The following is a 12,228-nucleotide window of genomic DNA, read 5'->3' on the forward strand; positions in this document are numbered from 1 at the left end:
GCATGACTTCCCGAATCAGAAAGGCCGTTTTCCCCGTTGCGGGCCTGGGCACCCGCTTCTTGCCCGCCACCAAGACCGTGCCCAAGGAAATGCTGCCGGTGGTGGACAAGCCGCTGATCCAGTACGCCGTCGACGAAGCGATCGAAGCCGGCTGCGACACCCTGGTGTTCGTCACCAACCGGTACAAACATTCGGTGGCCGATTATTTCGACAAGGCCTATGAGCTCGAGCACAAGCTCGAGAAGAAGGGCAAGTCCGAGCTGTTGTCGCTGATCCGCGACGTCCTGCCGCGCCACGTGCGCGCCGTCTTCGTCACCCAGGCCGAAGCGCTGGGCCTGGGGCACGCCGTGCTGTGCGCCGAACCCGTGATCGGCAACGAACCCTTCGCCGTGGTGCTGCCCGACGACCTGATCTGGAACAAGGGCCCGGGCGCGCTCAGGCAGATGGCTGACCTGGCCGAAGCCGAGGACGCCAGCGTGATTGCGGTGCAGGACGTGCCCCGGGAACAGACCGGCAGCTACGGTATCGTCGCCACGCGTGACTTTTCCGGCCGCTTTGGTGAAATCGAAGCCATCGTCGAAAAGCCCCATCCTGAAGACGCGCCGAGCACGCTGGCCGTGGTCGGGCGCTACGTGCTCGACGGCAGCATCTTCGACATTCTGCGCAAGACCACGCCCGGCGCCGGCGGCGAGATCCAGCTTACCGACGCGATCGCCACGCTGATGGCGAACAAGCGCGCGCTTGCCTACCGTTTCCAGGGTCGTCGCTTCGACTGCGGCAGCCGCATCGGCCTGGTCGAGGCCACGATCGAGTTCGCGCTCGACCACGAGGACCTGGCCGAGCCGGCGCGCGAATACATGCGCGCCGCGCTGGCACGCTGACCCGCTCCGGCTCGCTGCGTGTCTGTCGACAGTTTCTACCGCGCCCGGTCACCGGCGCCGCCGCCGCGCGCCCCCCTTGCCGGGCGGCATGAGGTCCATACCTGCGTCGTCGGCGGCGGTTTCGCCGGCCTGAACACGGCGCTGGGCCTGGCCGAACGCGGCGGAAGCGACGTGATGCTGCTTGAGTCGCACGAGATTGGCCACGGTGCCTCGGGCCGCAACGGCGGCTTCGTCTTCGGAGGCTTCTCGCGCGGTGAGGCCGAACTGCTGGCCGAGCTAGGCCCGCAGCGGGCACAGGCGCTGTACCAGGGCACGGTGGACGCCGTTGAGCTGATTCGTCGTCGCATCCGCAAGTACGACATCCGCTGCGAAGCCACCGACGCCGGCGTGATCTGGGCGAACTGGTTCCGCGACCCGGCCGTGCTCAAGGAGCGCCAGCGCCTCCTGGCGAAGAATTTTGGCGTCGAGTGGCAATGGCTCGGGCGCGAGGAAATGGCCCATCGCATCGCCAGCGACCGCTACGGCGAAGGCTTGTACGAAGCCAACGCCCTGCATTTTGATCCGCTGGCTTATGCCCGGGGGCTGACCGAAGCGGCCACGTCGCAGGGGGTCCGGGTTCACGAATCCAGCCCGGCGATATCCCTTGACCGCGACGGCAGCGGCTGGCGCGTGCGCACACCCGCTGGCGAGGTGCACGCCCGCCACGTGGTGCTGGCCTGTGGCGGCTACCTGGCCGGCCTGCGCCGCGAGGTGGATGCCGGGGTCTTGCCCATCGCGACCTACGTGATGGTCACCGAACCCCTGGGCCCGCGACTGGACGAGGTGCTGCGCACGCGCGCGGCGATCTACGACAGCCGCTTCGCCTTCGACTATTACCGGCCGCTGCCCGACACCCGCTTGTTGTGGGGCGGGCGGATTTCGATCTTCGATCGGTCCGCCGACGCCGTCCGCCGCCTGCTCAGGCGCGACCTCCTGAGGGTTTTCCCGCAGCTGCACGACCTGCGCATCGAACGCGCCTGGTCGGGCCTGATGAGCTACGCCCGGCACCAGATGCCGCAGGTGGGCAAGGTGGAGGAGGGGCTTTGGCTGGCCCAGGCCTTCGGCGGCCACGGCGTGGCGCCCACCACCTTCGCCGGCGAGATGCTGGCCTCGGCGATCGCGCACGGCGACCCGCGTTGGCGGGAGCTGTCGGACTACGGCCTGGTGTCCGCGCTCAAGCCTGCCGGTTTCGCCGGCGCCCAGCTAAGCTACTGGTGGTACCAGGCACGTGATGCCTGGAAGGACAGGTGGGAATCGCGATGACTGACCAAGAACAGCAAACGGGCCTGATCAGCTGGGCTGATTTCGAAAAAGTGATGCTCTGCGCCGGTACCGTGCAGCGCGTCGAGGACTTCCCCGAGGCACGCAAGCCGGCCTGGAAGTTATGGGTGGACTTCGGCCCGCACGGCGTGCGCAAGACCAGCGCCCAGGTCAAGGCGCTCTATCGTGCCGAGGACCTGGTCGGCCGGCAGGTGGTCGGCGTCATCAACTTCCCGCCCAAGCAGGTCGGCCCGGTGCGCTCCGAGTTCCTGCTCACCGGCTTCCCGACCGACGAAGGCGTGGTCATCACGACCCTCGAACGCCCGGTGCCGGACGGCACCCGCATGGCCTAGCAAAAAAAACAGGCCCCGAAGGGCCTGTTTTCGCCATCAGTGGCTTTGCGTCAGAGTGCTTCGAAGATGCCGGCGGCGCCCATGCCGGTACCGATGCACATGGTGACCATGCCGTATTTCTGCTGACGCCGGCGCAGGCCGTGCACGATGGTCGCGGTGCGGATCGCGCCGGTGGCGCCCAGTGGGTGGCCCAGGGCGATGGCGCCGCCCAGCGGGTTCACCTTGGCCGGGTCCAGCTCGCAGGTGCGGATGACGGCCAGCGCCTGCGCGGCGAAGGCTTCGTTGAGCTCGATCCAGTCCAGCTGGTCCTGGCTCAGGCCTGCCTGCTTGAGCGCCTTGGGGATCGCCGCGATCGGGCCGATGCCCATCACTTCCGGGCGCACGCCGGCGACCGAAAAGCTGACGAAACGCGCCAGCGGGGTCAGGCCGTACTGCTTGATCGCCGACTCCGAGGCCAGCATCACCGCGCCGGCGCCGTCGGACATCTGCGAGCTGTTGCCCGCCGTCACCGAGCCGCCGTTGCGGAATACCGTGCGCAGCTTGGCCAGGCCTTCGGCGCTGGTGTCCGGGCGCGGGCCCTCGTCGTGTTCGACCACGAACTCACGCTGCTGGATCGTTTCACCGCCCAGCACGGGCTGCCGGGAAATCACGCCGTAGGGGGAGATTTCTTCCTTGAATTCACCGGCGGCCTGCGCGGCCAGCGCCTTCTGGTGCGAGGCCAGGGCAAACGCATCCTGGTCCTCGCGGCTGACCTTCCATTCCTCGGCCACCTTTTCGGCGGTGATGCCCATGCCGTAGGCGATCGCCACGTTGTCGTCCTGGAACACCTTCGGGCTCATGGCCACCTTGTTGCCCATCATCGGCACCATGGACATCGACTCGGTGCCGCCGGCCAGCACCAGGTCGGCGTTGCCCAGGCGGATCTGGTCGGCGGCCAGTGCCACGGCCTGCAGGCCCGAGGAGCAGAACCGGTTGATGGTCTGCGCGGCCACCACGTCGGGCAGGCCGGCCAGCAGCACGCCGATGCGCGCCACGTTCATGCCTTGCTCGCCCTCGGGCATGGCGCAGCCGATGATGGCGTCGTCGATGCGGCTGGTGTCGATGCCCGGGCACTGTTCGACCACGGCCTTGAGCACGTGGGCCAGCATTTCATCGGGGCGGGTGTTGCGGAAAACGCCACGCGGGGCCTTGCCCACCGGGGTGCGGGTGGCGGCGACGATGTAGGCGTCCTGGATTTGCTTGGTCATTTGATAGTCCTCGTCGTCGCTCAGTTACGCAGCGGCTTGCCGGTCTTGAGCATGTGGGCGATGCGTTCCTGGGTCTTGGGCATCTGGGCCAGCGCGACGAAATGCTCGCGCTCGAGCCGCAGCAGCCATTCCTCGTCCACCAGGGCGCCGCGGTCCACCTCGCCGCCGCACATCACCGTGGCGATGCGCTTGCTGACCTCGTAGTCGTGTTCGGAAATGAAGCGACCTTCGATCATGTTCTCCAGCATCATCCGGAAGGTGGCGATGCCGACGTCGCCGGCCACCGGGATCGCACGGGCGGGCAGGGGCGGGCGGTAGCCCGACTCGGCCAGCGCCAGCGCCTGTGCCTTGGCCACGTGCAGCAACTCGTAGGCGTTGAACACCACCGGATCGGATTCGCGGGCGAGCTTGAGTTCCCTGGCCTCGAAGGCCGAGGTCGAGACCTTGCCCATCGCCACGGCCTCGAAGTAGGGCTTGAGCTCGGCGAACACGTCGCCGCCCGGGCCCGCCGCCTGCGCGGCGCGCACGGCGATTTCCTTCAGGCCGCCGCCGGCCGGCAGCAGGCCGACGCCGGCCTCGACCAGGCCGACGTAACTTTCCAGCGCGAACACGCTGCGCGCCGCATGCATCTGGAACTCGCAGCCGCCACCCAGGGCCAGGCCACGAACGGCCGCGACCACCGGCACCAGCGAGTACTTGATGCACTGGCTGGTGGCCTGGAAGGTGGCGACCATCGCCTCGAACTCGTCGAGCTTGCCGGCCTGCAGCGAGCCCAGGGCCCCGGCCAGGTCGGCGCCGGCCGAGAACGGTTCGCTGGGCTGCCAGATCACCAGGCCGCGGAAATCCTTCTCGGCGCGTCCGACCGCCTCCTGGATGCCCGCCAGCACGCCGTCGCTGACGGTGTGCATCTTGGTCTTGAAGCCCAGGACGGCGATACCGTCGCCGTCATGCCACATGCGGACCGCGTCGGTTTCGAACACGGTGTCGCCCGGGCTGGCGCGTTCGCCAAGCACCGGGTCGGGGTAACGCTGGCGGTTGTAAACGGCCAGGTTCGAACGCGGCAGCATTTCGCCCTTGGCCGGGCTGAAGCTGCCCTCGGCGGCGTGCACGCCATCGCGGCCGTCGAACACCCAGTCGGGCAGGGGCGCGCTGGACATGGCCTTGCCGGCGACGATGTCCTCGGCAATCCACTCGGCCACCTGCTTCCAGCCGGCGGCCTGCCAGGTCTCGAACGGGCCCAGCTTCCAGCCGTAACCCCAGCGGATGGCCAGGTCGACGTCGCGGGCGGTGTCGGCGATCGAGCTCAGGTGGTAGGCGCTGTAATGGAACAGGTCGCGGAACATCGCCCACAGGAACTTCGCCTGCGGGTGCTCGCTGGCGCGCAGCTGGGCGAACTTCTCGGCCGGGTTCCGGTTCTTCAGGATGGCCACCAGCTCCGCATCGGCCGCGCCGGTGGCGGGGCGATAGTCCTGGGCCTTGAGGTCCAGGACCTGGATCTCCTTGCCCTTCTTCATGAAGATGCCGGCGCCGGTCTTCTGGCCCAGCGCACCCTTCTCGATGAGCGCCCTGAGCCAGTCCGGGGCCTTGAAGTACTTGTGCCAGGGGTCGTCGGGCAGGGTGTCGGCCATGGTCTTGATGACATGGGCCATGGTGTCGAGGCCGACCACGTCGGAGGTGCGGTAGGTCGCCGACTTCGGGCGGCCGAGCAGCGGGCCGGTCAGGGCATCGACCTCGTCGAAGCCGAGCTTGCACTCGGCGGTGTGGTGCAGGGTGGCCAGGATCGAGAACACGCCGATCCGGTTGCCGATGAAGTTCGGGGTGTCCTTGGCGTACACGACCCCTTTGCCCAGGGTCGTTACGAGGAAAGTCTCAAGCCCTTCAAGGACTTCCCGGTCAGTCTTCACGCATGGGATGAGCTCGGCCAGGTGCATGTAACGCGGCGGGTTGAAGAAGTGCACGCCGCAGAACCGGGAGTGAAGTGATTCCGGAAGAACCTCGGCCAAGCCATTGATTGACAAGCCAGAAGTGTTCGAGGCCAGGATGGCGTGCGGGGCCACGTGGTTCTCGATCTTGTCGTACAGCGCCTTCTTCCAGTCCATGCGCTCGGCGATGGCCTCGATGACCAGGTCGCAGTCGCGCAGCAGGTGCAGGTGCTGGTCGTAGTTGGCGGCGGTGATGGCCGCGACCTTGGACTTGCTGGCCAGCGGCGAGGGCGAGAGCTTGCCCAGGTTGGCGATGGCCTTGTCGACGATGCCGTTGGGCTTGCCTTCCTTGGCCGGAAGGTCGAACAGGACGGTTTCGACGTCGGCGTTGGCGAGGTGGGCGGCAATCTGCGCGCCCATCACGCCGGCGCCAAGCACGGCGACCTTGCGAATGAGAAGTTGAGGCATGGGAACAGCTCCGTGGGAGGAGAAGGGGTGGAAGTGGGGTGGTCAGCCGGCGCGCAGGCCGGCGGCGGCGAAGCGGATCAGGGCCTGGGCAGCCTTCTCGCAGTGGGCCTTTTCGGAAACGCCGGCCGGACGCTTGATCAGGCCGAAGTCGGCCATGGCATAGGTCAGCGCGCCGGCGGTGAAATCGAGCCGCCAGTACAAGTCTTCCTTGGCCAGGTCGGGCAGGGCCTGGCCCAGGGCCTTGGCGAATTCGCGCAGCACGTGGCCGTAGTTGTCGGACAGGAACTTGCGCAGGCGGTCGTTCTTTTCGGCGAAGGCCCGGGCCAGCACCCGGACGAAGGCCGAGCCGCCGTGGCGGTCGATCGTGAGCGCCAGGGGTGGCTCGATGAAGGCCGAAAGGATGGCCTCAAGGTCGCCGGGCTGCTTGTCCTGGGCCAGCCGCAGCAGGGCAAGGCGGCGTTCGCTCATCTCGTCCATGCGGCGCCGGAACACCTCGTTGACCAGGTTTTCCTTGCTGCCGAAGTGGTAATTGACCGCCGCGATGTTGACGTCGGCCCGGCTGGTGACCTGGCGCAGGGACGTGCCGGCGAAGCCGTGCTGGGCGAACAGTTCTTCGGCGGCGCCGAGGATGCGTTCCTTGGTGTTGAAATGGCTTGTGCTCATGGCTTGCCAGCGTTCGATTAAAACAGGTGTTGGCGAGTGTACCCGGAGGCGGGCGAAGGTCAAATGGGCAATTCAAACAAGTGCAACACGCGAGCCTCCCCGGGAGCGGGTGAGGGTGGGGTGGCCGATACTGCTGGAAATAATCAGGGAATTGCGCTAAACCCTCGCCGTACCGGGGATTTGTGGTAAATTCATGGGCTCCCAATACCCCTGCAACCTACGGAGTTAGACCATGGCGCTGGAGCGCACCATTTCCATCATCAAGCCCGACGCGGTCGCCAAGAACGTCATCGGCGAGATCTACGCCCGCTTCGAAAAGGCCGGCCTGAAGATCGTCGCGGCGAAGATGAAGCACCTTTCCCGCAAGGAGGCCGAAGGCTTCTACGCGGTGCACCGCGAGCGTCCCTTCTTCAACGCCCTGGTCGAGTTCATGACCTCGGGTCCGGTGATGATCCAGGTGCTGGAAGGTGAAAACGCCGTCGCCAAGAACCGCGACCTGATGGGCGCCACCAATCCGAAGGAAGCCGCGCCGGGCACCATCCGCGCCGACTTCGCTGAAACCATCGACGCCAATGCCGTGCACGGTTCCGACAGCCTGGAGAACGCCGCGATCGAAACCGCGTACTTCTTCAGCGCCACCGAGCTCTGCCCGCGTTGAGTGATGACGTGACCGAGGCCGTCGCCAAGACCAACCTGCTCGACCTCGATCGCGAGGGCATGGAGCACTTCTTCGCCGACATCCTCGGCGAGAAGCGCTTCCGCGCCCACCAGGTGATGAAGTGGATCTACCACCAGCACGTCACCGACTTTGGCCAGATGACCGACGTGGGCAAGGTGCTGCGCGCCAAGCTCGAGGCGGTCGCCGAAATCCGCCCGCCGAACGTGCTCTTCGACAAGCCGTCGGCGGACGGTACCCACAAGTGGTTGCTTGGCATGGACGCCGGCAACGCCATCGAGGCTGTGTTCATCCCCGACAAGGGCCGCGGCACGCTGTGCGTGTCCAGCCAGGTCGGCTGCGGCCTCAACTGCCAGTTCTGTTCCACCGCCACCCAGGGCTTCAACCGCAACCTCAGCACCGCCGAGATCATCGGCCAGGTGTGGGTGGCCTCGAAGCACCTGGGCAACAAGACCCATCTCAACCGCAAGCTCACCAACGTGGTGATGATGGGCATGGGCGAGCCGCTGCTGAACTTCGACAACGTCGTGCGTGCGATGAGCCTGATGCGCGACGACCTGGGCTTCGGCCTGGCGAACAAGCGCGTCACCCTGTCCACGTCGGGCCTGGTGCCGATGATCGACCGCCTGGCCGTCGAATCCGACGTGGCCCTGGCCGTGTCGCTGCACGCGCCCAACGATGAACTTCGCACCGAACTGATCCCGCTCAACAAGAAGTACCCCGTGGCCGAGCTGATGGACGCCTGCGTGCGTTACCTGCGCAACAAGCGCAAGGGCGACTCGGTCACCTTCGAATACACCCTGATGAAGGGCGTCAACGATTCACCCGCCACCGCCCGCGACCTGGCGAAGCTGATGAAGTCGTTCTCCAACAAGATGCAGTACGCGGACGCGGGCAAGGTCAACCTGATCCCGTTCAACCCGTTCCCCGGCACGCGCTTCGAGCGCAGCGGCGAAACGGAAATCCGCGCCTTCCAGAAGATCCTGCTCGACGCCGGCGTGCTCGCCATGGTCCGGCGTACCCGAGGCGACGATATCGACGCGGCCTGTGGCCAGCTCAAGGGCCAGGTCATGGACCGCACGCGTCGCCAGTCCGAATTCAAGCGCAAGCTCGAACAACAGGGGGTTTCAGATGCAGCGTAGGTCGGTCCCGTTCCTCTTCGCCGGCGCACTCGCGCTGGCCCTGGCGGGTTGCGCCGGTACCGGCGGCGGCACGCGCGCCACGAAGGCGCAGCCTGAGATGAGCAACAAGGGCCTGGCCAACCTGCACCTGGCGCAGAACTACCTGTCCGCCGGCAAGCTCGACGTCGCGATGGACCGTGCCCAGCGCGCCCTGCGCACCGACCCGGGCTCGGCCGACGTCCAGGTGGTCATGGGCATGATCCGCCAGGCCCTGGACGACAAGACCCGGGCCGGCGAACACTTCGCCCAGGCCGCCAAGCTGGCTCCCGACACCGGCCACGTGCTCAATGCCTACGGCGCCTGGCTTTGCGAGCACCGGAAATACGAAGAAGCCGACGCGGTATTCGCCCGCGCCGTGCTCGACCCGTTCTACGAAGCCAAGGCGCAGGCGTACTACAACGCCGGGCGCTGCTCCGTCCTTGGTGGCCGCCCGGCCCAGGCGGACGCCGCCCTTCGCAAGGGCCTGGACCTGGAGCCCAAGGACGCCGCCCTGCTCGAGCAGATGGCGCGCCTGCAGTACCAGCAAGGCAACTTCATGGGTGCACGGGCCTTCTTCCAGCGCCGCGAAGCGGTGGCCGAGGTCGGTGCCGAACTGCTCGAACTTGCCATCGCCATCGAAGAGGGCGCCGGTGACCGCGCCGCCGCCGAGCGCTACCGCACTCGCCTGCGGCAGGGCTTTCCGGAACACACGCCAACCGCCAGGGAGGAATCTCCGCAGTCATGAGTATCGAAGGCCGGCAGGAAGGTTTGTTTGAGGATCCCATTGGCCAGCGCCTGCGCACGGCCCGCGAAAAATGCGGCCTGAGCAAGGAGCAGGCCGGCCAGCAGCTGAGGCTGCCGGTCGCCATCATCGAAGCCATGGAGCGCGAGGACTGGCAGCGCCTGGGCGCGCCGATCTACGTGCGCAGCTACCTGGGCAGCTACCTGCGCCTGCTGGACCTGCCGCAGGAAATGCTGCAGGCGGTGGTTGCACCGACCCCGGCGCCGGTCCTGGTGCCGATGGCCTCGCGCTCGGTGCTGCGCCGCACGCTGGACAGGTCCCTGCGCAACGTCGTCTACCTGGTGATGACCGCCGTCCTGGTGGTGCCCGTGGTGCTGGTCGCCCGGCACTACCAGAACGCTGATCGACCGCAGCCGCTGACCCTCGAACCCGATCCGTCCGTCCTGCCCGCGCTCGATGCCGGCGGGGCGCTTGTCGCTGCGGAGCAGGAGATCGCGCTGCCGGTCGCCGATCCGGAACCGGCCAGCCCGGAGCCGGTAATGGCCTCGATGGCGCCGGTCCCGGTCAAGACGCCAGCCGCGGAGCCTCCGGCCGCCATGCCCGGCCAGGATGGCCTGGTGCTGCGTTTCAGTGGCCAGAGCTGGCTGGAAGTTAACGACCCGCAGGGCCGCCGGCTTGAACGCGCACTGCTCGACGCAGGTGCCGAACGCCGCTACGCCGACGGGGAAGTGGGCTACATCACGCTGGGCAACGCGTCCGCCGTGAACGTGCTGCACGATGGCCAGCCGGTGGACCTGGAACCTTTCCGCGCGGCGAACGTCGCCCGCTTTACGGTATCCTCTGGCGGCGAACCCGAGCCTGCCCGGTAATCCACCGGCGCCCCGGCCACCCGACCCACTGTCCGCGCCGTCAGCGCGCGGGCCAGAAGAAGTGATCCATGGACCAGATTGACGAATACGAACAGGGCGAACGCGTTCGCGCCTGGCTCAAGAACAACGGCTCTTCCCTGATCACCGGCGTCGCCCTGGGCCTGGCGGCCCTGGGAGGCTGGCAGTGGTGGCAGAACCAGGGCGAAGTGCGCAAGGTCGAGGCCGCGGCCGAGTTCCTGGCCTACAGCCGCGCCTCGGACAACGCGCAGACCGACAAGGCCCTGGCCCACGCCCAGGCCCTGCGCCAGAACCACCCGGAAACGCCCTACGTGGCCCTGGTCGCGCTCAACGAGGCGCAGCGCCTGCAGGCCGAGGGCAAGGCCGAGGAGGCCCTGGCCAAGCTCGACGCCGTGTCGCCCGAACACCTCGACCCGGCGATGGCGGAACTGCTGCAGCTGCGCGCCATGCGCCTGCTGGCGGGCCTGGAGCGGCACGAGGACGTCCTCACGCGCCTGCAATCGCATCCGCTGCCCAGCTACCCCGGCGTGGCCGGCGAGCTGCGCGGTGACGCCGAGCTGGCCTTGGGCAACCGTGAACAGGCCCGCGTGGCCTACGAGCAGGCCCTGGCCGCGCTCGACCTGGCGTCGCCGACCCGCGGCATCGTCGAAATGAAATTCACCGCGGCCGGCGGCCGCCTGCCCGATTCCCCGGAGGCCTGAACGCATGCTGCGTCGTACCCTGATCATCGCGGCGCTACTGGCGTCCACCACGGGCTGCACCACCCTCAAGGGCTGGTTCGGCGACGACAAGAACAAGGCCAGTGAACCGGCCGAGCTGGTTGAAATCGCCAGCCCCATCGCCGTGGGCAAGGCCTGGTCGCGCAAGCTGGGCGATGAATCCGCCAAGCTGGGCCTGCGCCAGCGTCCGGCCATCGAAGGCGACCGCCTTTACGTGTCCAACGACGAAGGCCGCGTGCTTGCGATCAGCGTCACCAGCGGCGACGTGCTGTGGGATTCCGAAGTCGCCCCGACCCGCAAGGAGGGCAGCCGCCTGTTCTTCTGGCGCCGCAAGTCCATCGACGGTGGCCTGAGCGGTGGTCCGGCCGCGGCCAATGGCATGGTGGTCGCCGGTGGCCGGAACGGCGAAGTGGTGGCCCTCGACGCCGAAACCGGCGCCGAGCGCTGGCGCATCAAGGTCACCTCCGAGGTGATCGCCGCGCCCCTGATCACGCCCGACCGCATCATCGTTCGCAGCAACGACGGCCGCACCTTCGGCCTGGACCCGGCCGACGGCACCCGCAAGTGGGTGTTCGACCGCGGCATCCCGGCCCTGAGCGTGCGCGGCAACGGCGCGCCCGTCACCGACGGCCAGCTGGCCTACCTCGGTTATGACGACGGCACTGTCGTTGCGCTGCGCATCAGCGACGGCCTGGTCGCCTGGACCCAGCTGATCGCCGAGTCCGAAGGGCGCAACGACCTCGACCGCATGGCCGACGTCGACGGCGAACTGGCCCTGGGTTTCTCCGAGCTTTTCGCCACCAGCTTCGCCGGCCAGACCATGGCCATTTCGACGCAGAACGGCCGTCCGCTGTGGAACCGTGACACCGGCGGTTATTCCGGCCTGGCCCTGCTGCGCGACCGGGTGGTGCTGTCCGATGCCGCGGGCACCGTCTGGGCGCTGGACCGCAACACCGGTTCGCCCCTGTGGCGCCAGGAAGGCCTCGCTCGTCGCTGGCTGACGACGCCGGCCATCCAGGGCGACTACCTGGTGGTGGGCGACATCGACGGCTACGTGCATTGGCTGCGCAGCGACGACGGCGTCATCGTCGGCCGCGACCGTGCCGGCAAGGCGCCTATCCGCGGCACCCCTCAGGTCACCCCGACCGGCACGCTGATCGTGCTGGATTCCGAAGGTCGCCTGTCCGCTTACCCGTCGCCGGCGCAATAAG

The 12,228-nt window shown here is 67.7% G+C and carries 12 protein-coding genes; 9 read left to right on the forward strand and 3 right to left on the reverse strand.

Going from position 1 to position 12,228, the window contains the following annotated elements; translation table 11 throughout:
- Positions 1 to 2: 2 nt before the first annotated feature.
- The 3 genes from galU to ACYVJH_RS03030 are packed head-to-tail and all read left to right on the forward strand — an operon-like array spanning position 3 to position 2,533.
- Entirely contained in the window at positions 3 to 881 is an 879-nt protein-coding gene (galU, locus tag ACYVJH_RS03020) for a UTP--glucose-1-phosphate uridylyltransferase GalU (RefSeq protein ID WP_460453174.1), read from the forward strand.
- Between the two features lie 18 nt (positions 882 to 899).
- A complete protein-coding gene (locus tag ACYVJH_RS03025) occupies positions 900 to 2,183 on the forward strand; it encodes an NAD(P)/FAD-dependent oxidoreductase (protein WP_460453175.1) in 1,284 nt (427 codons plus the stop codon).
- Complete coding sequence (locus tag ACYVJH_RS03030) at positions 2,180 to 2,533, forward strand: tRNA-binding protein (protein ID WP_460453176.1); 354 nt, start codon at positions 2,180 to 2,182, stop codon at positions 2,531 to 2,533. Before ACYVJH_RS03025 ends, ACYVJH_RS03030 begins: the two co-directional genes overlap by 4 nt.
- Before the next feature lie 50 nt (positions 2,534 to 2,583).
- On the opposite strand, the gene ACYVJH_RS03035 is transcribed toward ACYVJH_RS03030, so the two are convergent.
- The 3 genes from ACYVJH_RS03035 to ACYVJH_RS03045 are packed head-to-tail and all read right to left on the reverse strand — an operon-like array spanning position 2,584 to position 6,833.
- On the reverse strand, positions 2,584 to 3,780 hold the full coding sequence (locus ACYVJH_RS03035) for an acetyl-CoA C-acyltransferase (protein ID WP_460453177.1): 1,197 nt from the start codon (positions 3,778 to 3,780) through the stop codon (positions 2,584 to 2,586).
- A 20-nt stretch (positions 3,781 to 3,800) separates the two neighbouring features.
- The gene (locus ACYVJH_RS03040; RefSeq protein WP_460453178.1) at positions 3,801 to 6,170 is read right to left on the reverse strand and encodes a 3-hydroxyacyl-CoA dehydrogenase/enoyl-CoA hydratase family protein; all 2,370 of its coding nucleotides are present in this window, start codon (positions 6,168 to 6,170) and stop codon (positions 3,801 to 3,803) included.
- A gap of 42 nt (positions 6,171 to 6,212) precedes the next feature.
- The gene (locus ACYVJH_RS03045; protein WP_460453179.1) at positions 6,213 to 6,833 is read right to left on the reverse strand and encodes a TetR/AcrR family transcriptional regulator; all 621 of its coding nucleotides are present in this window, start codon (positions 6,831 to 6,833) and stop codon (positions 6,213 to 6,215) included.
- 232 nt (positions 6,834 to 7,065) lie between these two features.
- Between ACYVJH_RS03045 and ndk the strand changes: the two genes are divergently transcribed.
- The 6 genes from ndk (at position 7,066) to bamB (ending at position 12,227) form a co-directional block, all read left to right on the forward strand.
- Entirely contained in the window at positions 7,066 to 7,491 is a 426-nt protein-coding gene (ndk, locus tag ACYVJH_RS03050) for a nucleoside-diphosphate kinase (protein ID WP_460453180.1), read from the forward strand.
- Positions 7,479 to 8,651 (forward strand): dual-specificity RNA methyltransferase RlmN, encoded by a 1,173-nt coding sequence (gene rlmN / locus ACYVJH_RS03055; protein ID WP_460454258.1) that lies wholly within the window; start codon positions 7,479 to 7,481, stop codon positions 8,649 to 8,651. Before ndk ends, rlmN begins: the two co-directional genes overlap by 13 nt.
- Positions 8,641 to 9,414: a type IV pilus biogenesis/stability protein PilW gene (gene pilW / locus ACYVJH_RS03060; RefSeq protein ID WP_460453181.1), complete on the forward strand. Its 774-nt coding sequence runs from the start codon at positions 8,641 to 8,643 to the stop codon at positions 9,412 to 9,414. Before rlmN ends, pilW begins: the two co-directional genes overlap by 11 nt.
- Positions 9,411 to 10,280, forward strand: coding sequence for a RodZ domain-containing protein (locus ACYVJH_RS03065; protein ID WP_460453182.1), 870 nt, complete (start codon positions 9,411 to 9,413; stop codon positions 10,278 to 10,280). Before pilW ends, ACYVJH_RS03065 begins: the two co-directional genes overlap by 4 nt.
- Positions 10,281 to 10,348: 68 nt before the next feature.
- On the forward strand, positions 10,349 to 10,999 hold the full coding sequence (locus ACYVJH_RS03070; protein ID WP_460453183.1) for a YfgM family protein: 651 nt from the start codon (positions 10,349 to 10,351) through the stop codon (positions 10,997 to 10,999).
- 4 nt (positions 11,000 to 11,003) lie between these two features.
- Positions 11,004 to 12,227 carry an outer membrane protein assembly factor BamB gene (gene bamB / locus ACYVJH_RS03075; RefSeq protein ID WP_460453184.1) on the forward strand — a complete coding sequence of 408 codons (1,224 nt, stop codon included), beginning with the start codon at positions 11,004 to 11,006 and terminating at the stop codon, positions 12,225 to 12,227.
- Position 12,228: the final 1 nt, after the last annotated feature.

Source organism: Arenimonas aestuarii (genome assembly GCF_054781715.1).